This window comes from Companilactobacillus kimchiensis (assembly GCF_001438805.1).
Taxonomy (GTDB): Bacteria; Bacillota; Bacilli; order Lactobacillales; family Lactobacillaceae; genus Companilactobacillus; species Companilactobacillus kimchiensis.
The window spans coordinates 88,826-109,834 of record NZ_JQCF01000001.1 but is presented as its reverse complement, the minus strand read 5'-3'; the positions used below and the strand labels follow the sequence as shown (position 1 = coordinate 109,834).

The window sequence follows — 21,009 nt, the reverse complement described above, 5'->3', positions numbered from 1 at the left end:
GAAGGCGGCAGTGAACCAAACATTTAATTATTTACTAACCACGATTATTGATTTGATGACCTTACGATCAGCCATTTCTTGATAAGCGTCATTGATTTGATCAAGTGAGAAGCTCTTAGTAAAGACCTTACCAGGGTTGATCTTACCATCTAAGACAGCTTTGAGAAGTAATTCTTTATCATAAGTAGTAACGGAAGCAGGACCACCAGCTAGAGAAACATTCTTGCCGAATGATTCTGCGACATCCATTTTACCAGTGTGTGGTAAACCAACACGTCCAACGATTGAACCAGGACGTCCAGCTTGTAAGGCAGTAACAGTTGATAATTCAGTTCCGACACATTCAAGGACAGCATCAGCACCAGAATGATTAGTTAAAGCCATGATTTCTTTAATGGCATCATCACCACGAACGGCGACGTTATCAGTTGCACCAAATTCTTGTGCTAGAGCTTGACGGTCAGGGTGGCGACTAGTTGAAATAATCTTTTTTGCACCCATTAATTTAGCAGCAATAACACCACAAAGACCAACGGCACCATCACCCATAACAACCACGGTATCGCCAGGTTTAACGTTAGCAACCTTGGCAGCATGGTAACCAGTAGCCATAACATCAGCCAAAGTTAAGAGTGATTTGAGCATACCTTCGCTGTAATCACTTGGTTGACCAGGAACTTTAACTAAAGCCCATTGACCATGTTGGAATCTGATATATTCGGCTTGATTGCCGTTACTGAAGTTATCAGTGTGTGATTGACAATCACCATCAAATCCGGCTAAACAGGCAGGACAGTGACCACAGCCGTGAGTAAATGGAGCAATGACGAAGTCACCTGGTTTAACAGTGGTAATGTCATCACCGACTGCTTCAACGATACCGATAGCTTCGTGACCATTATTTTCAGAATGGGCGGCTTTTTCTTCAAAATCACGATATGACCAGAGATCTGAACCACAGACACAAGCACGGACAACTTTGATCAAAACGTCATCAGGAGCTTGAATTGTTGGTTTATCAACATCTTCAACTTTCATTAAACCAGCTTTTTCAAATACTGCTGCTTTCATAAAAAAATACCCTCTTTCACAAGTTATTACTTAAATTATAAGGCATTGGACAGTTAATAAGTGAAAAGATATTAGAAATGTATAGTTATTTTTATAGATTAAATATTTTTAAATCTGCTTCGATTGATAATAAAAAAATCGTACTAACTATGATTTCTAGTTAATACGATTTATTTTTGATTATAATTAAAGATTATTTTCTAGTAGCTAGTTGTTGACGAATACGTTTCTCTTCGCCAACTGCAATAATTGCTAAGACAATGATACTCAAGACAACCGCAATATAGAAGACGATGAAAGTATCGTTCCAACCGTGTAAAGTTGTACCAAAAATTGAAAGACCGTTAGCCTTGGGATCAGCAATGGCAGCGAATCCTACTTGAGCAACTAAGTCACCTAAGATATAAGCAAAGGTACCAGTCATACCATCAGAAACGTTCAAAGCACTCTTAGGTACAAAACTAATAACTGAAACACCAATCAATAATTGTGGTCCGTAGATCAACATACCTAAGAAGAAGAGGGAAGTATTGATCATCATTGGTGTAGTACCATAACGATAACCAAGAACAACGACAGCTGTCAAAGCTAAACAAAGAATTGATACCACAGCTCGACGGCCTTTTAGAAAGTCTGAGAACCAGCCCCAAACAACACTACCGATAATTCCACCTAATTGGAACAATAATAGTGTGTTGGCACCTTGAGCTACGGTAAAGTGTAGTTGTTGTACGGTATAAAGTGGAGCCCAGTTAACAATACCAATTCTAACCACATAGACAAAGACGTTAGCGACACATAGTAACCAAACCCATGGACTTTTCATAACAAAAGTTTTAAAGATAGTCCATTTACTCATTTGAGAAGCAGTTTCATCAGCCTTGGAAACTTTTTCACCAAAGATAACTTCACTAGGATCCCAACCAAGTTCTTGTGGATCATCAGCACCGAAGAATAATCCCCAGAAACCAACAATCAAACCAATAATAGCAGGAAAAATAAACATACCACCGACGTTACCAGCGAATAAGTGATTGGCACCCCAAAGGGCAATCACACCAGCAACGGCACCACCAAATTCGTGAGAAATATTCCAAATTCCGATGTAACGACCACGTGAAGTTGTAGTTGTCCAACGAGAAATGGTTGAAAGTGAAGCTGAACCACCAGGTGATTGAAATAGTCCATTTAATGACCAAAGAACTAGGATCAAACCAACTGGAGCTTGATTCATCAACAAAGCCATACCAATGACCAAAGTCATGAAAGCAGCTAAGATCAAAAGAAATGACATGAATCGTTTGGTATTCTTACCATCAACTACATAACCAAGAACTGTTTTACCAATTCCGTAGGTTAATGAAAAGCCATAACCGATCCAACCTAAGGCAGTTGTCGATATACCTTGCTTAACTAAAAGTGGTTGAGCCGCTGATAGGTTGTTACGAATCAAATACATACAGAAATAAACAAAGAAAACAACCAGGAACGATTTTAGAAATTCTCTTAACCAACGTTGTTTCTGTTGATCAATTGAAAGTCCAATTTTAGCTGGTCGTTTTAAGTCGAAATAGTGCAACATAAAAACATCCCCCAATAATAAAATTGTTGATTAATTAAATATTCATATAAAAAATTAAATAACTAATCACTTTAAATATAGTCTATCGAACCGGTTCGATAACAAGAAAAATTTATATTTGGCATAAAAAAACTCGTAATTGATTTAAAAACCAATTACGAGTTTTTTGATAGTTTCTTTTTCATGATAAAGTAGATTACAACTAGGATCAAAGTTGCAATAATTAATGGTAGATTAAATTCTCGTTTAAATATCCAAAAATATAAGTTGCTGATTAATAAAAGACCAGCAATTAATTTAGAAAAGATATCAAATTCCCTAATCATGCTCAACATCTCCAATAATTTCTTTTTTTCTTAAATGTAAGTCATCAAAGGGAAGTAAACAAATTTATAGGCTAGACAAGTTGGATTTGATTATTTTTGTAACACATTAACAAATTCAGAGAAAGGACGATTAATAACATAATCTTTGCGATAAATAAATGATAACTGAATCGAAGAGAATTCTTTTGGTAATTCGGTCATATAGACTAGCTTTTCTTTCGCAAACAATTCTGCTTTATGTTTAGGGACAATCCCGATACCAAGGCCAGCACAAACACTGGCCATGATTCCGTCTAAATAATTAAATTCAATGGGATGGTGCATGGTTTTATTCAAGGACTTCAACCAGTCCTCAGCTACTTCACGATAAATACAACCGGGTGAAAAGACCAAGAATGGTGTGTGATCTAAATCGGGAATTTCTGGACTAGCTGATACTAGGCACAACTCTTCGGTAGTTAAGGGAATTGATTCTAATTCGGATTCATCGACGTTTTCACCAACAACGGCACCATCTAATTCATAATTCAAAACTTGATGAATGTTTTCCAAAGGATTACCAGTGGCGATGGCCAACTTGACTCGTGGGAACTTGTGATGATATTTGACTAAAATTGGTGGTAAATAAGATTCAGAAGCCGATTGTAGAGTACCAATATGTAAATCACCAGCTACCATAGTGGGGCTTTGGAGTTGGTGGATAGTATCTTCGGTTAAATTAACGATTTCGATGGCACGTTTGTAGAATTTTTTGCCGTCAGGTGTCAAAACAACACCACGATTAGTTCGATAGAAGATAGTAGTTTTTAATTCAGATTCTAGTTGGTGGACCTTGGCCGAAATATTAGATTGGGCATAACCTAACTGTTGTGCCGCACCAGAGATACTACCAGTTTGAACAATGGCAATGACCATTTTAAAGGTATCGATATTCATAATTGAGCCTCTTTTGATATCTGTATTTGAGATATCCACTTTCTCATTCTCGTAGTTTATTATATAGCAGACTGACCATATAATGTACTTGTAAGTTAAGAGAAAGAAAAAACTTAGGAGGAATTTATTATGACAACAAAAATTGGTATTAACGGATTTGGTAGAATTGGTCGTTTGGCCTTTAGAAGAATTGCTACATTACAAACTCAAGGTAAGACTGATTTGGAAGTAGTAGCAATCAATGATTTAACATCACCACATATGTTGGCTCACTTATTGAAGTATGATACTGGACATGGTAATTTCAAAATCGATTCAATTTCAAACGAAGACGATGCCATCGTTATTGATGGTAAGAGAATTCCTGTTTACGCTGAAAAGCAGGCCCAAGATTTGAAATGGGTCAAAAATGATGGAGTTGACATTGTGCTTGAATGTACTGGCTTCTATACATCAACTGAAAAAGCCCAAGCCCATCTCGATGCTGGCGTTAAGCGTGTGATGATCTCCGCACCATCAGGTCAAATGCCAACCGTTGTCTATGGTGTTAACGAAGATGTTTTAACTAATGATGTTAAAATTGCCTCAGTAGGTTCATGTACAACAAACTGTATTGCACTTTTAGCTAATGCTGTTAACAAAGAATTTGGCATCAAAGCAGGTTCAATGACAACTATTCATGCTTATACAGCTACTCAAATGCTTCAAGATGGTCCAGAACGTAACGGTAATGTCCGTGCTGCTCGTGCTGCCGCTCAAAACATCATTCCTCATTCAACTGGTGCTGCCAAAGCCTTAGGACTAGTAATTCCTGAATTGAATGGCAAGTTGGATGGTCATGCTCAACGTGTACCAGTTATCTCTGGATCAGTAACTGAGTTAGTTACAACTTTGGACAAGGAAGTTACTGTTGATCAAGTTAATGATGCTATCAAGAAATATACTGATAACAGTGAATCGTTCGGTTACAACGCAGACGAAATTGTTTCATCAGATGTGATCGGAACTAGCTTTGGTTCAATCTTTGATCCTACTCAAACACAAATCGTTGGTTCAGGTTCTGGTCAAGTTGTTAAAACCGTTGCTTGGTATGATAATGAATCAGGTTTCACAGCTCAAATGATCCGTTCACTTGAAAAGTTTGCTAGCTTAGACTAAAAATAGTTTCTAAAAAAATCAGTTTTGTCGAAAATGACAAGACTGATTTTTTTTAAACATTTTTCCCCCAAATATTGTAAATAGTGAAAATGAAGATAAACATCAAAATACCGGCAATCAATAGTAAATATGGTGCGACACTAGAAAAGATAGTAGCAATAATAACGCCAATGGGTACGATTGCCTGTGAGGCGCCAAAGACAAAAGAAAAATATGAACCCTGAACTTTTTTAGCAACGTGCATCTGCATGTAAGAACCCATCGGAACTTCCATGACTGTAAAAGAGATTCCCTGAATTAAGACGGCTAGAAGAATCAAATTAACAGTTCCCAAATGTGAAAAGGGAAGTTTAGCAAACAGACCCAATAGAAAAATCGTTGCTGCAGCGACCATCATAGCTGAGGCACTGATTCGAATTGGATTTTTAAAAGTTTTGAAACGCGCTAGTACTAAACCACTGGCTACAGCACCAATTCCAAAGATAGTTTCGATCAGGGCATACTGCTGATTAGTAAAATTCAGTTGGTGCAAGGCCATGATCGGGATGGAAGTATTAGAGATGGCAATAAAAAGGTTAACCCCAATGGCGGCACTCACGGAATAGATCAGTTTGCGATTACTTTTGAGAATCTCACCAATAGATATTTTGATTTCAGGTGAATTGTCAGTATCTTGATTTTGATTAAAAGCTTCAAATACCAAGGTACTGACGCAGATTAAAGTAATCAGAATCATTATGATTTGAAAGATCAATAGTTTGGACATACCAAGTGTACTAAAAAGGGCGGCTCCGATACTGGGGGCAATGACCGAGGATAAAGAACTAGCCGTCCGTTGAAGTGAATTCAGTTGTTGAATTTTATCTTCTGGTACCAAGCCAATAATTGACGACTGATAGGCTGATTGTTCAAAAAGTGAGAAGATGCCAATTAACATTACGACTAGGATAGTCAAAGATAGTTTTAAATATTCAGCCGTATTTTGATTGATCAAAAAAGCATACATAGCAATAATTAGTATTTCACCAAGATAAGTGCTTAAAAGAATTTTTTTGTGAGAGTTATGATCAACGATATTTCCAACGATACGATTGATCAATAAAGCAATGATTGGTGACACGATTTGAGTACAGGCAAACCAGATGGGTGATTTACTTTCTCTGAGGGTCAACAGACCAATAGCAAAGGTAAAAGAACCATTGCTCATTCCTGAAACAAAAGTGGCAATAGTTGATAAAGATATTTGACGTTGGATCAAACTGTGGTTTGCCATTGATGACATCTCCAATGTTTTAATTTATTTTTAATAATACATCAGAGGTGGATGATAGACAATGATTGCTTGTGTACAAGTGGTTGACTTGCTACAGTAGATTTATTTTTAACATATTTATTAAAAAATCATTAGTGCTATTTCAAAATAAAAAATGGTGAATCAACTAAATAATTAGTCGATTCACCACGATGATTAAATTGTATTTTAATTAATTAACAGATCTTGTCGCCAAGTTTTTCCATCTTTTCACGGCGTTCAGCAGCAGTTTCAGGTTTAACATTTCTCCAGTCAACAACACCAAGGGCACCATCGAGGATACCACCGTTATCTCTTAAAGCTAAGGTATTGTGAACCAAATCAATATTAAGACCATTACCTAAAAGATATTCATATGAAGGTAAAGTGCTCATTTCATAACCAGCATTGTTTTCCAATTCAGTTGTGTAGTCAGAATCAGCATCCTTGAGAATAACTAATTGAAATTTATCACCAATGGCACAACTACCACCTAAACTTGAATATTTATTTGAACCATCGTCAGTTGTCAAAATTACACGACTGCCGGCAGGAATTTTATTTGCTAAGTATGTTTTTGCTTCATCTTTAATATTTAATTTCATAATTAATTTCCCTTCTATTAAGAAAATGATTTGCACAAAATTGATTTGTACGAAACCTTTATTACAATTAATAATTTACACTATAAGGTTAGTTGATGCAAATATGTTGCTCATAATTTGAAGAAATATCTTTCAGGGATTTTTTAAATTGATTAGATCGAGCATGACGAGGTTCTTTTGTAATAGTTTTAAATTGGTTTTTTTTCTCAAGCTAGTTAAAAGTAATGGTAAAAAATGGGTGCTATTAGTCGAATAGGACAAGTACATTGATTTGATATAGTATTTTTCAGCAAGCTCAAGTTGATTTTGTTGATAATAGATATCACCGAGTTCATAAAGAATCTCAGCCGAACGATAGATAGTTTTTCGATTAGTTTCAAATCTTAGACCGTCTTGAGCTATTTCAATGGCCTGAGGGTATTTTTTGAGAGTTTTGAGATTTTTACAGGCATTGTAATAGATGGTCCCTAGAATCTGAGTTGACAATTGCATTTCAATGTTGCTGATATTCTGAGAAGCCACTTTGAATAGAATTTCAGCTTTCTGGAAATCTTTTAAGAGGTAATAACAGCTAGCAGCACCCGAAATTAATAGGGTTTCGGTTTTAGAATAAATTTCTTTATGTTTAGGAAAGTCTGAAATATCGCTAAAAGCTGTAACGTTGGTTTCTTGAAGTGCTTGACGATAGATTTCCAGGGCTTTACGAGGTTGTTTAACACCATAACTAGTGTAAATTCCACGATAACAAAGAAAACACTGTTTGGTCAGAGGATTAGTACAATGGTTTTGTAAAATTTCATCATTAAGATATGGTTTCATTTTGGCATAGTCACGGTTATTAACTAATAGTTCCAATTTGTTTAAAACCGTATTGATATAAAATTCGTGTTTCTCATAAAAACTTTTCTTTTCGAAAACTTCGATAGAGATACCTAAACGAGTACTGAATTTGCCGCAGACTTTTTTGACCAAAGGATCATCTTACGGATGTTAGATGATTGTTATGCAGGATTGAATGATGATCGGCGCAAAGTGTGGACAATCTATACCTTTTTAGTTTGGTATCAAGTTTATTTTATAAACAATGGTGAGAAACCAATGATTGATCCACAGGTTATGGTATCGAGTAATTCAAATAAATAGTATGTTAAAAATGTCTAAATTGAAGAGTGAAATTTCAATTTGGATATTTTTTTAGGTAATTATTGAACGTCTGTTAAAAAACGTTGCTTTTTTTAGTGTATGAGAATATACTCTAATTGTTGAACATACGTTAAAAAATAAAAATGAGAAAGAGGTAGAGATCATGAGACTAACAATTAATGCAGAAGCTATGGCCAGAATAAATGAAATTAGAACCAGCAACGATAAACTGATTTTGGATTTGGATGATGGGATTGGAGCTTTCTCAAAACTATTGATGGAAAATGGTTTGAAATATCAGTTATTGGTTGTTAGAGCTGATTTAGTTCCTGCTGGATTTGAAAAGAAACTTGATTCTACAGTTGGACCGATCTTCTTTAATAGAGATACTGAATGGTACTTGGATTCTGAAATGAGAATTGATTTTAAAGCTAATACAGATAGTTATCGGTTGTGGAGTACCAATGGGCTGTTAGAACCACAATTACCAATCAAAAGAATGGTTCCCATCGAAACAGCAGAGATGGAATTTTAGGAGGGAAAATAATGTTAAAAAAATTGGATAGAATTAACTTACCTAATACGGCAATGGCGCAAGAGACTAGGGAACTATTAAAAAAATATGGTGATGAATTGTTATGGAATCATTGTCATCGAGTCTTTTTCTTTGGAGCTGTTAAGAGCTTACAGGATGACCGTTGTGTAAATTTGGAGTTATTATATGTAGCTGCATTATTTCATGATATGGGGTTAACTAAGAAATATTCTAGCGAATGTGATCGTTTTGAGATTGATGGAGCTAATGCTGCCAGAGCATTTTTAAATCAATATCAGATTGATAAGAGTGATATTGATCAGGTTTGGGGTGCTATTTCCTTGCATACAACAATTGGCATTCCAGAACATAAAGATAATGTGATCAGGGCTTTATATTATGGTGTGGGGATGGATGTTATGGGTGATAATTTCGCTGAATTTTCACCAGAAATAAGAGATTTAATTTTAAAGGATTATCCTAAATCAATTGACTTTAAAAATGATATTATAAAAGAATTTTACAATGGATTTAAAAATAGACCGGCCAGTACATTTGGAACTGTTAACGCTGATATTAGTAAACGATTAGATGATGATTATAAAGGATTTAACTTCTACGATACGATCATAAACTCACCTTGGGAAAAGTAAGCTCTGATCACATTGGGATGGTTAAACAATTATCAACGATTATTTATCCTGAAAATCAAAATGGAACTAAAATCGCCAAGTGACGGTTTTAGTTCCATTTTTTAATCTTAAGAGTCGATATGCCAAGGTGTTTAGCATGATGACAGAAAAACATTTGAAACGAATGTATATTGACTAATTATTATATTCTTTGTAAAAATTTTGAATGAATTCGTTTTTAGTACGGGTCTGTTTTAAGAAGAGGTAGTTAATGAGTGTACTGGCTAAATTGACTATGGTTAATAAGCTACATTTGACAGTCAAACTAGTGGGAACTACAAAGGCCGTCAAAGTTGGAATCATGACACTATTTTGCCAAGCTAAAAAAGCGAAAAATATCATCGCAATATAAACAAAATCAAAACCAAATTCTTGACGTAGTTTTTGATTTAATTGAATAGTGATTGATGGATCATTTTTGTTAACCGTATATGAAAGTTTCTTGACTTGTTGTTTTAAGACCAGAATGGCCATCCAAATTGTGGTTGTAGTAAATAATAGAGCTGAAAAAACAAAGGCCATCATTAACATAATAAAAATTACACTCCTTTGAAACACTGTATTTATTTCAATCTTACCATTAGTATCTAAGTAAAGGAGACAAGGACATTTATTTTTCGACCATGAAATATTAATGACAAATTGCTTAAAAAGGTATATAACTTCATAATAGAATTATTAATGAGGTCATAAAATGAAAGATAAAAAAGAATTATCCAAACAAGACAGAATAAAACAGTTGAGTAAAAAGTCTCAACTAAAGTTAGAAGAGATTAGACAACAACAGAATTTCAAAACAATTGAGGAAGCCTACGACTATTTGATGAAATTTACACAACAAAAATAGCTTTGTAGAAGGTTAAAATTATGCGTTGGATACCGCTCTTGCTGATACTTACTTTAGCAACCTTAAGTGGTTTAATCGTTTTACCAAGAATTGAAGATAATAGTAAACGTCAATTATTATTTATTAGCCTGCTTTATTTGGCAGGATTAGGAACTATTTTGTTTACACCGGTTTCATTTGATGGAGCATCAGTTTATATCATGCCAGCAGGGGTTGGCCGAGTTAATTTGCACCGATTGTATCTGCATGGCGCTGGATTTATTGAGAATATTATCCTGACAATACCTCTAGGGTTTTTACTCAAAAAACTCGTTCCCCAGTTACCATTATTAGTCATTGGAATACTCGGCGTGGCTGTTGGTGGTGGAATAGAAGTTTTGCAATATTACATGTCCAATGCCTGGTTGATCAATCGTAGTAGTGATATTAATGATGTGATTGCTAACGCACTTGGAATAGTTATCGGTGGAGTGGTGATGATGATTTATCAAACATTTATTAACGATAAAATAAAACGGAATTTATAAAACTTTAACGGAAATCATAACAAGATTTTAATAGCAAACAAATATAATTAATTAAGCAAGTCAGTAAGATTTTAATTAAAATCATAATCGTATGGGAAAGATGAAGGAGGTTGAGTCCACGATATTTCTTTCAAGTTGATATACTCTTTTACCTTATTAATTTTCCTAGTATTAGATAGTTTATTGTACTGTTGTAGGTAGAGCCCATTAGGGCAAAAATCAGTAATCATTGGGCTAATGGTATTAATGTTCAGTTATGTTAGGTAACTGATGACCTAGTCAGTAGAAAGTTAACATGATCAACGGAGAAATTAAGTTTGTTAATCTTAATTAGGAGAAGGAGAGTTTATGTTTGGCATAAGTTTTTTAATGGAAATAGCTTTATTGACCTTGGGGGTTGTTCTGGTTGTACTCAGTGGAGTATCTTTAAAACGTGCTCGTAAGGTAAATACCCGTATAGGGAAAAACAAGTCTAAGCAATTTAACGCAGAAATATCTAGAATAATAATCAAGGAAAGGCCAAGGACTCCAAGACTAATTCTTTTGTTCATTCTTCTTTGGGGAGTAATGATAGGAATATTATGTATTGGATTATATGCTGGTTATATTTACCAAGATGATGGTCTTTTTAGATTAGTTTCTGCAATTTGTTTAATTATTACACTTGTGGAATTTGGTCTGTCACAGAGTTATTTGAAGTTAAAATTTAAAACATGTACAAAATATTTTAATGAAAATAATGAAAGTAAATATACGGATACTTCAACAGAACTGTTTAATCATTTAAAACAACTATCTTTATCTAGCGTTTTTTTTTATTTAGGTCTTATATTTACATTGGTGAGTACAGTTATATAAGGAAATGATGTCGCTTCAAAAAATGTCATCAAAACTAATAACGCAAATAGAAATTAAGTTCCATTAGTTGCTTTTAATACAGAAACAGTTGCGGATTACGCTTTAGCAAATAATACTTCTTGGCATACTGATAAAACAAAGGATGCCAATGGGGTAACATATCGACGTGCTGCTACTAATGAGTTATATTATCGGATTGCTTCATAATTAGAGTAATTATTAAATGAGAGTTATGATTGAATTCAATTATGGCTCTTGTTTTTTTATTTAAATTGATTATGCCGATAGTTTGATTACTAAGTATAAATTTGGTATCAGCAATATTGTCAAGAGCTGTTTAAAAATGGTGAGCATTTGTTCATATAGTGCATTGGTTAACTGAAATAATATATTGGCCTCATTATTGGATAGCGGAATGGTGATGAAGCTAACATATTATTCTTCTATTTTGGTAATCGATTACATTGAAGTGATACAGTATAAGTAGTATCTGTATAAATTTTATTTCCTGATGATGTTTAGGGTGTTTCAAAAGTATAAATAAACTAGAGAATTGAAGGTTGATAATTATGAAACGATTTTTTGAATTATTGCCAACGTTTATATTATTAGGAATATTCATTTTTAGTCTTTATATTAAAAATATCTTACATGGAGCCTGGATCAACTTATTTGCAATAGGATTGGTCGGATTATTCTTATATTCACCGTTTGCTTTGTATGTAGATGCATTAACTGAGGCCTATCATGGAAAAGTAAAAGGTGGATGGAGGCTAAAGCTATTTCAAGGATATTTGAGTGTTTTATGGTTTGGGTCTATAGCAATAGGTATATTTTTAATGAATCACAATTAAATGCTTTAATAGATGAACAAGGACAGGAGAACTTTTACTGAATTGGTGGGGGAGTATTGAATCAAAGTAAAATGATTAATTAATAATAAAAATATTATTTCCTTTAAAAAGTGTTACTAAGTTAGAAATGTACAATTAAAACTTAGTAATGCTTTTTTGAATTAAATAAAGAAATTTCATCACGGCGTTACGCTGTGTTGGTAATTATGTTTTTTTGTGAAGAACAATATTTAAAACCTTGATATATCAGTGCTGAGCATCATATATCAAATAAATTGTTGGTTAGTTTGAATATATAATGTCTTAATGAGTATGTTCAGGCGGAGGATTTTATAAATGACAGAATTGATTGGAGCACGTATTAAGCAAAAGAGAATCGAACAAAAGATGACACAAAATCAAGTTGCTGAAAAATTATATGTGACACAACAGACCGTGGCCAGATGGGAAAAGGATAAACACAATCCTCCAATTCAGGCTGTACAAGATCTGAGTGAATTATTCCATGTCAAACCATCATATTTTTTCGGGGAGAATCAAATAAAAACTTATCATTTTAATTTCTATGCTTTTTTAGGAAGCTTGGTTTTTAACTTTCTATTTTTCTGTATGATCGTCATAATTTTATTACCAATTATATTGACCATTTGGGTAATGGCAGGAGCATTCTTGATTGCTCCTGGGGTAATTATCTGGCAGGTAGTTGAGAGTGTTAAATCGTTCAATTTGCTGAGATTACTTGTTAGTTTTGTAATGTTTATTGTTGGGACAATAATGTTGCCGATAATATGGAAAATAACTAAATATCTTTGGAACATCTTAAAAGCTTATTATCGATACAATATTAATTCAATTATTTATGAAGTTGTCCCTAGAACGAAATCTAATAATAATTAGAGGATGAATATTATGAAGATAATGGCAAACAAAGTAACTAAGGTAATGGGAAATAAAGGCAATCAGATTGAAATTTTGCATGGAATTGACCTGCAGACAAGCTCGGGCGAATTTTTGAGTATAATTGGACCATCTGGATCAGGCAAAACGACTTTATTGAAATGTCTTTCCGGCTTGGTGCAACCAACATCTGGTACTGTAAAAATTGATAATCAATTATTGAATAATATATCAGAACGCAAAATAGCAAAACTTCGGCGGACGAAGATTAGTTATATTTTTCAATCTTATAATCTGTTACCTGCACTATCAGCGTTTGATAATATTGTTTTACCATTACGGTTATCACGCCAAAGGATTAATAAAACGAAAATATATCAGTTGATGAATAGCTTGAATTTTAAAGCTGATTTAAAACAGTTACCTGCTGAATTATCAGGCGGCGAACAACAAAAAGTGGCGATTGCCCGTGCATTAACAATGAAAGCTGAGATAATTTTTGCGGATGAACCAACTGGAGCCTTGGATTCGACATCTAGACAAATTATTTTTGATCAGTTAAGGCAACTGGCTGATTCAGGTGTTTGTATAGTAATGGTTACACATGATATAGGACAGGCAGCACAAACAGACCGAGCTTTAGTTCTTAACGATGGACAAGTAATGGCTGAGGTGAACCATCCAACTGAACCGTTATTAATTAGTGCCATGAATGAAACAAAGAAGGCAATAATATGATTAGATTGGGTTTATTGCAATTTAAATCGTCCATAAAGATGTGGTTGACAGGTATTTTTGTCTTTATTGTCTATGGTTGGTTGATAAGCTTTTGTTTGACAGGAGCAGTTACCCTTGAAAAAGAGCTTTCATCACAACAGAACAATCCCTTACCTATTTTTGTCATGCCGATGTTCTTTGGTGGAATAACATTATTTTTTGTTATTAGTAATGTAATTAAAACGATAGTCAATGAATTAAGCGATGAGTATAGAATGTGGATGTTTCTTGGTGCAGATTCCCGTCAAATATCAATTATTATTGCAGTACAGTTGAGTCTTGTTGGATTTATAGGCAGTTGTTTGGGATATATAGTTATGTTGTTTTCAATAGATTCCATTTATAATACGTTGCAAAATTTTATTGGAAAAGTTTGGTTACCTGAAGTTAATTTCAAAATAATACCAATGTTATTCGTTATAGTTAATTTATTATCTATCATGATTTGTTTTCTGTCAGGAGTTTTAAATTCCAAGAAAATTCTTAAAATAAGATCAACGGGGAAATATTTTAAGTTAATCATACAAGTCGTTGTGAGCGTTGGTTTTATAGTTTCATCTGTAAAAATAATTTTAATTAGTTCTCGAACAGAATCTGGACGAAGTTTATTTCTCGTTTTGTTTTGGATGATATTATTTCAAATCTATTTGGGACAAGACTTAATAAAAATATTGGCAAAAATTGGAAGATTATTATTACCTGAGAATTGCGGCAGTACTGGCAACTTGGCAATTCAACAAACAAGCGTTAATGCAAGTAAAATAAGGGATGATTTAATTCCAATTATTGTGGTTCAAACTATTATCTATGGATTGATAGAATTACTGTTTGGATTGTCTGATCCAAATAATATGGATATGAAAAATATCGTTGTGTCATTCATCATTTATGTTGACGCACCTCTTATAATTGTAATAGCTAATACTGTTTCAGTAGCAATGTTGAAGCAGCCAGAGCAATATGAAAATTTTGGACAATTAAGTAGAATTGGCTTTACACGTGGAATGTTGATACATGAGCGTAGTGAAGAAATATTATTCAATAGTTGTCTGCTGTTCATTGTTTCTTTGATCAGTAACATTTTCTTATATTTTATTGTTAGAGATCATCTGATTAATGCTTTTAACACTATGATAATAATCGATTTACCATTGATGGTTTCTGGATTAATCTTTGTGGTTTTAGTAGTAATGGAAACATGTAACATATTAATATGGTATGATAAAAATTTGAATAAGAACAAAATAGAGCTATGAATTTTAAACGTCAAAATTCATAGCTCTATTTTTTAATACAATCAATTCTTATTCACGGAAATGATTAGCAAACAGATCCATACCTGATATTACGAGAGTAATTACACTTCCAGAGATTATACTGGCAATAATAGGAATACCTTTAAATGGTAAGAAGAATACAAATGAGAAAACAATAATTGAAATTGATGTTTTGGTTTTGTCTTCTGTTGGAGCACTGATATTGATAGATAAGGCTGTTTTTGATGAAGCTGTAAAAGTAGATTTTCAAAAAACACCTTCAACTGTTGGATTTGCAGCTCGTCTCACAGGAACGCATGTTGATGTAGAAAAAGGTTGGATTGCTAAATGGCCTTCAGATGCCACCAATATGAATGAATATTCATGGACACATGGTTGGCAATGGACAAGCACTTATAAATTTGCAGGTAGTTATGGCAATTTTGATGTTTCTCAATTGTATGATGATTTTTTCACTAGTTATCAGACACCATCTGATTACAGTAATGGTGAAGGAAATGATTCTGGCACAACGAATGCTAATGGGTCAACAGATACTAACACTATTCGTGTTAACAACACATCTTCAATTTATGTTCCATTGAAAGCATTACAGCCTGATGGAAGTATGAGTATTGTTTCTGATCGTGGATTAGCAAATAATACGCTTTGGTATACTGGTCAAAATAAGCTGGTCGATGGTATTACATATCATCGTGTGTCTACAAACGAGTGGGTCGCTTCAAATTATATAGTTTAAGTTGTAATAAATATTATTGATCTTGAGATACTAGTGAAAGAGGAATTATAGTCTCAGAAAAAAGGGCCACCCGCCTTATTGAGGTTCACTTCAGCCCTTTATTTTAAATCTCCGATAGCAGTGGTAGTCCATGTCATGAACTTATAACGAATTAATAACCATGCTATTCTAAGTATAACGACGTTACAGCTAAACATTATAAAATAAATTAATCCCTGTGATGCCAATAAATCCAACTTATAACTAATATTATTAGTCCTATAAATAACCAAATGAAGAGTGAAACAAATTGGTTTAAGGTATTATTAGTCGCACCACTACCATCTGTCTGACGAAAATATAAGAATAGTGCCATCAACATCCATGTAGTTCCAATAATAATATTGATAATCTTTTGCTTTGACATGATAAAATCCTCCATTGCTATTTAATAAATAGAATAATTTAAGTCTATAATTATAGTATCAAGATTGAGAATTTATATGTAAGTTAATGAGGGATATAGCACGACGCCATTAAAAATAGCACTTTAAATTTGAAGAAGTTATAAAATTTTGAACTTTGTTTATTATATGGGGGAAATTGACAGTGAGCTCATCCGATATTGGTACTAAACTAAAACAATTACGGTTAAATCATCATTTGACACAACTGGATCTTGCAAGAGAATTACATGTATCGCGTCAAACTGTTTCCAGTTGGGAAACAAATCGTAATCACCCAGATGTGGATACGATTCAAGCAATTGCAAATTTTTATCAAATGTCTATGACTTCTTTAATATCAAAAAATGAACCATCCCCAGTGAATAATATTATTAAATTTTCCGCATGGAGTTGTATTTTATTTTGTTTGGTGCTCGAAAGATTAACTCAAGTGTCCACAAATAAGGGTCTTTATTGGTTTGATATGTTGATCGTTTGGATAGTTGTTTTTCTTGTTATAAAAGGATCGATAAGAAGACGATTGAATTGGCATACTACACTATTTAATCAGATTCACCTTATATTATTTGGAACAGTGGTTCTAATTGGTGGTATCAATAATTTATTTAATATGGGATTTGGATTAATGATTACTAGTGTTGTTGTGGGTTTATTTTCGATAATTAATGGAATAGTTTTATATTTCAGATAATAAAATTGAAGTTTAAAATATTTTTTGTTTTTAATAAAACAATTATAACGGTTGGTATATTTTAACCATTATGATTGTTTTTTTATCCATATATTTGTTCTACCGTATTTTCTACTACAATCTAGACTTTTTTTCACATTAAGGAAAACGTATAATGAACAAATGTAACTGTAATATACAAATTCGGGGGAAAAAGCAATTAAATATAAAGGGATATATAAAATCGTACTAACAATTTTGCTTGTGTTGGGATTGGGGTCCGCGGCTTTTTATGCAATCAATAATAATGGCAATGTTAAAGTAGAAGCTGATAGTAAAACTAATACTAAAACAACAGCATCTGCTAAATCGACCAAAAGTATTGCTAAAAAAGCTGATACACCAAAGACGGTTCAAGATGATAAGGATATGGTTGGCTTAAAGAATTTTAAGTACGATAGTCCATCAGAGAAGAAAGCTTATCCAGATTTGCAGGCACATCCCAATGCTTGGATCGATGTTGATATTGCGACCCAGCGTGTTTATATCATGGATGGTACTACTAAGTTATATTCAATGTATTCTTCAACAGGTAGACACGATACGACTCCACGGGGAACTTATTATATTCAACATGAACGTGGTGACTTTTTCTATACAGAACCGTTAAAAATGGGGGCATATTATTGGGTCTCATTCTTGAATCATGGTGAGTATTTGTTCCACACCACACCAACAGATATTAATGGAAAATATGATGAAACAATTGGGAAAACTTTGGGCCGTGAACCATCGTCACATGGCTGTGTTCATTTATCAGTTCCTGACTGTAAATGGGTTTATGACAACGTACCTTCTGATATGAAGGTTGTTATTCATGGTAAATATCAAGGTTAATTAATTATAAATAAACATTCATGAAGAAAAAATTCTTTGTGAGTGTATTTTTTTATCTAATAATATGGATAAAAGGATTAAAAAAGTCAATAATATGTGGGTAATAAAAAATGACGATTTGTTGAATTATGGGGGCTAAAATGTTAGTTCAAATATTATATTTATCAGCTAAATTACGTAATACTAAAATAGCCAGTGCTGTCCGTGATACGCTAATATTACTTTTTCCAATTATGTTGTTAGGTAGTTTTGCAGAAGTAATCAAGTTCGCTTTTTTAACGAAAAATGGTTACATGGCAAGAATGTTCGGTATCACAACTTGGTTACCATATAATAATGAATTGAGCTGGATCATGGGGGTCGTTTTCCACTGTACAATTGAAATGATTGCTCTGTATGCTGTTTATGGTGCGGCTTACTACACAGCTAAGGAATACGGTCAAAATACTGCTCGAGCAGGTGCAGTAGGATTATTGGCCTATCTAGTTATTGCTTTTCAACCAACTGCAGATGGGATTCCAAATTTTAGTCCCTTTTTGATGTCTCAAGGGATGTTGATTGCAATAATTGTTGGTTATTTATGTAGTCGTCTGTTGACTGCGTTTGAGAATTCAAAACTGGATCAACGTTATAAAATTGTTAGTCCCATTCTGATAATTATGATTATATCCGCCTTAATAAACCTTTTAGGAATGGCTATGTTAAAGATGGAAGTGCCAACCTATGTGGCTAGTTTTGTCGTTGACCATAGTCAATCGCACGCATTATTGTACGTTCTAGGATTGGGCGTTTTGACTAATTTATTAGCTTGGATGGCGGTTGGGGGACCGTTTACCAATAGTCCAACCTTTTCTGATGCGCCTTCAATGGCTAATATGAATGCTGCTCTAAAAGCTGGATCATCTTGGAATGTCCCATATAAATTTACTGATACCACCTTGTTTCACAGTTTTGCCAACTTTGGTGGTAGTGGGGTCGTTCTGGCCTTAATTATTGCTATTTTGATTTTTTCTAAGAAATCTAAAAATCGTAATGTTTCAAAGTGGGCTATATTCCCAGCAATATTTAATAACCATTACCCTATGATGTTGGGGATTCCTATTTTATTTAATCCGGTATTTTTAGTTCCGTTTGTATTAGTTCCATTAGTTAATATGCTGATAGCAGCGTTATTTATAATCCTTCATTGGATTCCAGCAGTTGCCTATCCTGTACCATCAGGGACTCCAGGACCATTGATTGCTTTTATTGGAACCAATGGTAATTGGTTATCTTTGATTTTAGGAGTAGCTTTACTTGTTTTAGATGTTTTTATTTATCTGCCGTTTGTTAAATTATCAGATAGGATCAGTCAGAAAGCTGGTGAGATCGATGAAAATTAAAACCTGGGTTTTAACAGCGTTAGGAATTATCTTAACGATTGTTTTGGTCATCGTTTCCCTTAATTGGTCTCGAAATAATGTTTCTGATTTGATGCGGGTACATAATTCTAAAATGTCTCCGGTAATCATGATTCCTGGTAGTTCAGCAACGGAAAATCGGTTTGATACTTTAGTAAAAAAGTTGAATAAAAATAATCGTAATCCCCATAGTTTAATCAAGGTTAAAGTTACGACGGATGATAAATTACACTTTAGTGGCCGATTACGTCAAGGTGACAATGAACCGATAATTGTTGTAGCTTTTGAAAATAATCATGATGGCTATAGCAATATAAAAAAACAAGCTCGTTGGTTCAATATTGCTTTTAAACAGTTGACTAAACAGTATAATTTTAATAATTTCAAAGGCATTGGTCATTCCAATGGAGGATTGATCTATACAGCCTTTTTGGAGAATTATTATTCCAGTTATTCTAATCAAATCAAAATAAAACAATTGATGACAATTGGTTCACCGTATAATTTCAATGAAAAATCAGTTCATCATAAAACACAAATGCTGTCCGATTTTATTGAGGATAAGAAAAAAATACCAACTTCATTAAGTGTTTATTTTGTGGCTGGAACAGAAACTTATAATTCAGATGGACTAGTCCCACTGGGGAGTGTGATGGCTGGAAAATACATTTATCAGGGACAAGTTAAACACTTTACTACTATTTCAGTTTCTGGTTCGGATGCACAACATTCTGATTTACCACAAAATGATCAAATAATCGATCTGATCAATCGATATATTCTTGATCCTCAGCAAAAACCACAGGGACGTCAAGGCCAGCAAGGCAGACAGGATTCACATTCACCTGATTTAGATGGAAAATAGTGATTTGAAATATAGCCGATATTAAAATTAAGAATAATTAATTAAAAACAGTCATAAACTCAGTTGTCAGTTGAGCTTATGGCTGTTTTTTTGATGAGAAAAATTAATAATAAATGATTCTTTCTAACTATCTAAGAAGAATATTTCCGACTATATTATGATTGTAATTTTATTGATAGGGTAAGTAATAGAGGGAGAGTTTAAATATGAGAAGTCAAGAAAAACAAGAAGAACTTGAAGAAATTGCGGGTAAAATCGAGCAAGAATTGAAGGTAGTTTATAACGATCCACAACTTGAAAAAAGGCCTGATTTAAAAATATTTGTTTCACGATGTATTAAACAATTTCAAAAAAAGCTAGACATTGATTGTATTTCATCAGTATTATGTCAGCAAATTTCCGAAAAATATTTAGCCAATAGCAAAGATTTTCCTAAGTCATTGATTGAATTATATTATCAAACTAGGGTCGAGAAATCAGAATATGATGGTCTTAATTGGAGTGCCACACAAGCAGGATTAGTTTGGCGGCAATAGGTTTTAAAAAAATACAGATTGTACCAAGATTTTTCGAGTGAGATAGAGTAACTTAAAAGGGGATGGATTTAACTTAATTA

25 protein-coding genes and 1 pseudogene are annotated in these 21,009 nt (G+C 33.6%); 17 read left to right on the top strand and 9 right to left on the bottom strand.

Translation table 11 applies throughout. The annotated features are described in order from the left end of the window. Nucleotides 1-27 precede the first annotated feature (27 nt). From IV57_RS00605 to IV57_RS00595, 4 genes are all read right to left on the bottom strand, one after another. Nucleotides 28-1,071 carry an alcohol dehydrogenase catalytic domain-containing protein gene (locus IV57_RS00605; protein WP_057879545.1) on the bottom strand — a complete coding sequence of 348 codons (1,044 nt, stop codon included), beginning with the start codon at nucleotides 1,069-1,071 and terminating at the stop codon, nucleotides 28-30. Nucleotides 1,072-1,264: 193 nt separating this feature from the next. Then, nucleotides 1,265-2,653, bottom strand: coding sequence for a hexose-6-phosphate:phosphate antiporter (gene uhpT, locus IV57_RS00600; RefSeq protein WP_057879544.1), 1,389 nt, complete (start codon nucleotides 2,651-2,653; stop codon nucleotides 1,265-1,267). Nucleotides 2,654-2,808: 155 nt separating this feature from the next. Next, entirely contained in the window at nucleotides 2,809-2,979 is a 171-nt protein-coding gene (locus tag IV57_RS13075) for a hypothetical protein (protein WP_157051867.1), read from the bottom strand. A 90-nt stretch (nucleotides 2,980-3,069) separates the two neighbouring features. Then, nucleotides 3,070-3,915, bottom strand: a complete 846-nt coding sequence (locus IV57_RS00595; RefSeq protein ID WP_057879543.1) for a LysR family transcriptional regulator — start codon at nucleotides 3,913-3,915, stop codon at nucleotides 3,070-3,072. A gap of 129 nt (nucleotides 3,916-4,044) precedes the next feature. On the opposite strand from IV57_RS00595, the gene gap reads away from it, so the two are divergent. Then, nucleotides 4,045-5,073 (top strand): type I glyceraldehyde-3-phosphate dehydrogenase, encoded by a 1,029-nt coding sequence (gene gap, locus IV57_RS00590; RefSeq protein ID WP_057879542.1) that lies wholly within the window; start codon nucleotides 4,045-4,047, stop codon nucleotides 5,071-5,073. A 52-nt stretch (nucleotides 5,074-5,125) separates the two neighbouring features. On the opposite strand, the gene IV57_RS00585 is transcribed toward gap, so the two are convergent. The 3 genes from IV57_RS00585 to IV57_RS00575 form a co-directional block, all read right to left on the bottom strand. Then, entirely contained in the window at nucleotides 5,126-6,346 is a 1,221-nt protein-coding gene (locus IV57_RS00585) for an MFS transporter (protein ID WP_057879541.1), read from the bottom strand. A gap of 215 nt (nucleotides 6,347-6,561) precedes the next feature. Beyond that, nucleotides 6,562-6,969 carry an iron-sulfur cluster biosynthesis family protein gene (locus IV57_RS00580; RefSeq protein WP_057879540.1) on the bottom strand — a complete coding sequence of 136 codons (408 nt, stop codon included), beginning with the start codon at nucleotides 6,967-6,969 and terminating at the stop codon, nucleotides 6,562-6,564. 132 nt (nucleotides 6,970-7,101) lie between these two features. Further along, entirely contained in the window at nucleotides 7,102-7,941 is an 840-nt protein-coding gene (locus IV57_RS00575) for a tetratricopeptide repeat protein (RefSeq protein ID WP_057879539.1), read from the bottom strand. On the opposite strand from IV57_RS00575, the pseudogene IV57_RS12890 reads away from it, so the two are divergent. The 3 genes and pseudogenes from IV57_RS12890 to IV57_RS00565 form a co-directional block, all read left to right on the top strand. After that, nucleotides 7,915-8,112, top strand: a pseudogene (locus IV57_RS12890) (hypothetical protein); the annotation flags it as partial. The gene IV57_RS00575 and the pseudogene IV57_RS12890 sit on opposite strands and share 27 nt — an antisense overlap. A gap of 163 nt (nucleotides 8,113-8,275) precedes the next feature. After that, a complete protein-coding gene (locus IV57_RS00570) occupies nucleotides 8,276-8,647 on the top strand; it encodes an iron-sulfur cluster biosynthesis family protein (RefSeq protein ID WP_057879538.1) in 372 nt (123 codons plus the stop codon). Nucleotides 8,648-8,658: 11 nt separating this feature from the next. Further along, nucleotides 8,659-9,300, top strand: coding sequence for an HD domain-containing protein (locus tag IV57_RS00565; protein ID WP_057879537.1), 642 nt, complete (start codon nucleotides 8,659-8,661; stop codon nucleotides 9,298-9,300). 174 nt (nucleotides 9,301-9,474) lie between these two features. Here the strand turns inward: IV57_RS00565 and IV57_RS00560 are convergent, their stop codons facing one another. After that, complete coding sequence (locus tag IV57_RS00560) at nucleotides 9,475-9,870, bottom strand: hypothetical protein (protein ID WP_057879536.1); 396 nt, start codon at nucleotides 9,868-9,870, stop codon at nucleotides 9,475-9,477. A 163-nt stretch (nucleotides 9,871-10,033) separates the two neighbouring features. Here IV57_RS00560 and IV57_RS13070 point away from each other — a divergent pair, with 163 nt between their 5' ends. The 8 genes from IV57_RS13070 to IV57_RS00525 all read left to right on the top strand — a co-directional run bounded on the left by IV57_RS13070 (nucleotide 10,034) and on the right by IV57_RS00525 (nucleotide 16,115). Then, nucleotides 10,034-10,186 carry a hypothetical protein gene (locus IV57_RS13070; RefSeq protein WP_157051865.1) on the top strand — a complete coding sequence of 51 codons (153 nt, stop codon included), beginning with the start codon at nucleotides 10,034-10,036 and terminating at the stop codon, nucleotides 10,184-10,186. A gap of 20 nt (nucleotides 10,187-10,206) precedes the next feature. Then, nucleotides 10,207-10,713 carry a VanZ family protein gene (locus IV57_RS00555; protein ID WP_057879535.1) on the top strand — a complete coding sequence of 169 codons (507 nt, stop codon included), beginning with the start codon at nucleotides 10,207-10,209 and terminating at the stop codon, nucleotides 10,711-10,713. Nucleotides 10,714-11,061: 348 nt separating this feature from the next. Further along, nucleotides 11,062-11,571: a hypothetical protein gene (locus IV57_RS00550; RefSeq protein ID WP_057879534.1), complete on the top strand. Its 510-nt coding sequence runs from the start codon at nucleotides 11,062-11,064 to the stop codon at nucleotides 11,569-11,571. Nucleotides 11,572-12,140: 569 nt separating this feature from the next. Beyond that, nucleotides 12,141-12,425, top strand: coding sequence for a LasU family protein (locus tag IV57_RS00545; protein WP_057879533.1), 285 nt, complete (start codon nucleotides 12,141-12,143; stop codon nucleotides 12,423-12,425). Nucleotides 12,426-12,761: 336 nt separating this feature from the next. Further along, complete coding sequence (locus IV57_RS00540) at nucleotides 12,762-13,322, top strand: helix-turn-helix domain-containing protein (RefSeq protein WP_057879532.1); 561 nt, start codon at nucleotides 12,762-12,764, stop codon at nucleotides 13,320-13,322. Between the two features lie 12 nt (nucleotides 13,323-13,334). Beyond that, complete coding sequence (locus tag IV57_RS00535; protein ID WP_157051864.1) at nucleotides 13,335-14,060, top strand: ABC transporter ATP-binding protein; 726 nt, start codon at nucleotides 13,335-13,337, stop codon at nucleotides 14,058-14,060. After that, nucleotides 14,057-15,355 carry an FtsX-like permease family protein gene (locus IV57_RS00530; RefSeq protein WP_057879530.1) on the top strand — a complete coding sequence of 433 codons (1,299 nt, stop codon included), beginning with the start codon at nucleotides 14,057-14,059 and terminating at the stop codon, nucleotides 15,353-15,355. Before IV57_RS00535 ends, IV57_RS00530 begins: the two co-directional genes overlap by 4 nt. Nucleotides 15,356-15,578: 223 nt before the next feature. Further along, nucleotides 15,579-16,115 (top strand): glycoside hydrolase family 25 domain-containing protein, encoded by a 537-nt coding sequence (locus IV57_RS00525; RefSeq protein ID WP_057879529.1) that lies wholly within the window; start codon nucleotides 15,579-15,581, stop codon nucleotides 16,113-16,115. Nucleotides 16,116-16,323: 208 nt separating this feature from the next. Here IV57_RS00525 and IV57_RS00520 read toward each other — a convergent pair whose 3' ends face one another. Continuing rightward, the gene (locus IV57_RS00520; protein ID WP_057879528.1) at nucleotides 16,324-16,521 is read right to left on the bottom strand and encodes a DUF3923 family protein; all 198 of its coding nucleotides are present in this window, start codon (nucleotides 16,519-16,521) and stop codon (nucleotides 16,324-16,326) included. Between the two features lie 182 nt (nucleotides 16,522-16,703). On the opposite strand from IV57_RS00520, the gene IV57_RS00515 reads away from it, so the two are divergent. The 5 genes from IV57_RS00515 (at nucleotide 16,704) to IV57_RS00495 (ending at nucleotide 20,929) form a co-directional block, all read left to right on the top strand. Beyond that, nucleotides 16,704-17,252, top strand: coding sequence for a helix-turn-helix transcriptional regulator (locus IV57_RS00515; RefSeq protein ID WP_057879527.1), 549 nt, complete (start codon nucleotides 16,704-16,706; stop codon nucleotides 17,250-17,252). Between the two features lie 243 nt (nucleotides 17,253-17,495). Next, on the top strand, nucleotides 17,496-18,128 hold the full coding sequence (locus IV57_RS00510; protein ID WP_236704295.1) for a L,D-transpeptidase: 633 nt from the start codon (nucleotides 17,496-17,498) through the stop codon (nucleotides 18,126-18,128). A gap of 140 nt (nucleotides 18,129-18,268) precedes the next feature. Next, complete coding sequence (locus IV57_RS00505) at nucleotides 18,269-19,510, top strand: PTS transporter subunit EIIC (protein WP_057879525.1); 1,242 nt, start codon at nucleotides 18,269-18,271, stop codon at nucleotides 19,508-19,510. Beyond that, nucleotides 19,500-20,393, top strand: a complete 894-nt coding sequence (locus IV57_RS00500) for an alpha/beta hydrolase (RefSeq protein ID WP_057879524.1) — start codon at nucleotides 19,500-19,502, stop codon at nucleotides 20,391-20,393. The genes IV57_RS00505 and IV57_RS00500 overlap by 11 nt, the downstream gene beginning before the upstream one ends. Before the next feature lie 206 nt (nucleotides 20,394-20,599). Beyond that, the gene (locus IV57_RS00495) at nucleotides 20,600-20,929 is read left to right on the top strand and encodes a hypothetical protein (protein WP_057879523.1); all 330 of its coding nucleotides are present in this window, start codon (nucleotides 20,600-20,602) and stop codon (nucleotides 20,927-20,929) included. The last annotated feature ends 80 nt before the right edge of the window (nucleotides 20,930-21,009 follow it).

What these genes read in the sequence shown, in the direction of transcription:
- IV57_RS00550 (WP_057879534.1), top strand. Translation starts at nt 11,062, where the DNA reads ATGTTTGGCATAAGTTTTTTAATGGAAATAGCTTTATTGACCTTGGGG.
- IV57_RS00580 (WP_057879540.1), bottom strand. Translation starts at nt 6,969, where the DNA reads ATGAAATTAAATATTAAAGATGAAGCAAAAACATACTTAGCAAATAAA.
- IV57_RS00535 (WP_157051864.1), top strand. Translation starts at nt 13,335, where the DNA reads ATGAAGATAATGGCAAACAAAGTAACTAAGGTAATGGGAAATAAAGGC.
- uhpT (WP_057879544.1), bottom strand. Translation starts at nt 2,653, where the DNA reads ATGTTGCACTATTTCGACTTAAAACGACCAGCTAAAATTGGACTTTCA.
- IV57_RS00560 (WP_057879536.1), bottom strand. Translation starts at nt 9,870, where the DNA reads ATGTTAATGATGGCCTTTGTTTTTTCAGCTCTATTATTTACTACAACC.
- IV57_RS00530 (WP_057879530.1), top strand. Translation starts at nt 14,057, where the DNA reads ATGATTAGATTGGGTTTATTGCAATTTAAATCGTCCATAAAGATGTGG.
- IV57_RS00495 (WP_057879523.1), top strand. Translation starts at nt 20,600, where the DNA reads ATGAGAAGTCAAGAAAAACAAGAAGAACTTGAAGAAATTGCGGGTAAA.
- IV57_RS00595 (WP_057879543.1), bottom strand. Translation starts at nt 3,915, where the DNA reads ATGAATATCGATACCTTTAAAATGGTCATTGCCATTGTTCAAACTGGT.
- IV57_RS00545 (WP_057879533.1), top strand. Translation starts at nt 12,141, where the DNA reads ATGAAACGATTTTTTGAATTATTGCCAACGTTTATATTATTAGGAATA.
- IV57_RS13070 (WP_157051865.1), top strand. Translation starts at nt 10,034, where the DNA reads ATGAAAGATAAAAAAGAATTATCCAAACAAGACAGAATAAAACAGTTG.
- IV57_RS00500 (WP_057879524.1), top strand. Translation starts at nt 19,500, where the DNA reads ATGAAAATTAAAACCTGGGTTTTAACAGCGTTAGGAATTATCTTAACG.
- IV57_RS13075 (WP_157051867.1), bottom strand. Translation starts at nt 2,979, where the DNA reads ATGATTAGGGAATTTGATATCTTTTCTAAATTAATTGCTGGTCTTTTA.
- IV57_RS00585 (WP_057879541.1), bottom strand. Translation starts at nt 6,346, where the DNA reads ATGGCAAACCACAGTTTGATCCAACGTCAAATATCTTTATCAACTATT.
- IV57_RS00570 (WP_057879538.1), top strand. Translation starts at nt 8,276, where the DNA reads ATGAGACTAACAATTAATGCAGAAGCTATGGCCAGAATAAATGAAATT.
- IV57_RS00565 (WP_057879537.1), top strand. Translation starts at nt 8,659, where the DNA reads ATGTTAAAAAAATTGGATAGAATTAACTTACCTAATACGGCAATGGCG.
- IV57_RS00555 (WP_057879535.1), top strand. Translation starts at nt 10,207, where the DNA reads ATGCGTTGGATACCGCTCTTGCTGATACTTACTTTAGCAACCTTAAGT.
- gap (WP_057879542.1), top strand. Translation starts at nt 4,045, where the DNA reads ATGACAACAAAAATTGGTATTAACGGATTTGGTAGAATTGGTCGTTTG.
- IV57_RS00505 (WP_057879525.1), top strand. Translation starts at nt 18,269, where the DNA reads ATGTTAGTTCAAATATTATATTTATCAGCTAAATTACGTAATACTAAA.
- IV57_RS00605 (WP_057879545.1), bottom strand. Translation starts at nt 1,071, where the DNA reads ATGAAAGCAGCAGTATTTGAAAAAGCTGGTTTAATGAAAGTTGAAGAT.
- IV57_RS00520 (WP_057879528.1), bottom strand. Translation starts at nt 16,521, where the DNA reads ATGTCAAAGCAAAAGATTATCAATATTATTATTGGAACTACATGGATG.
- IV57_RS00540 (WP_057879532.1), top strand. Translation starts at nt 12,762, where the DNA reads ATGACAGAATTGATTGGAGCACGTATTAAGCAAAAGAGAATCGAACAA.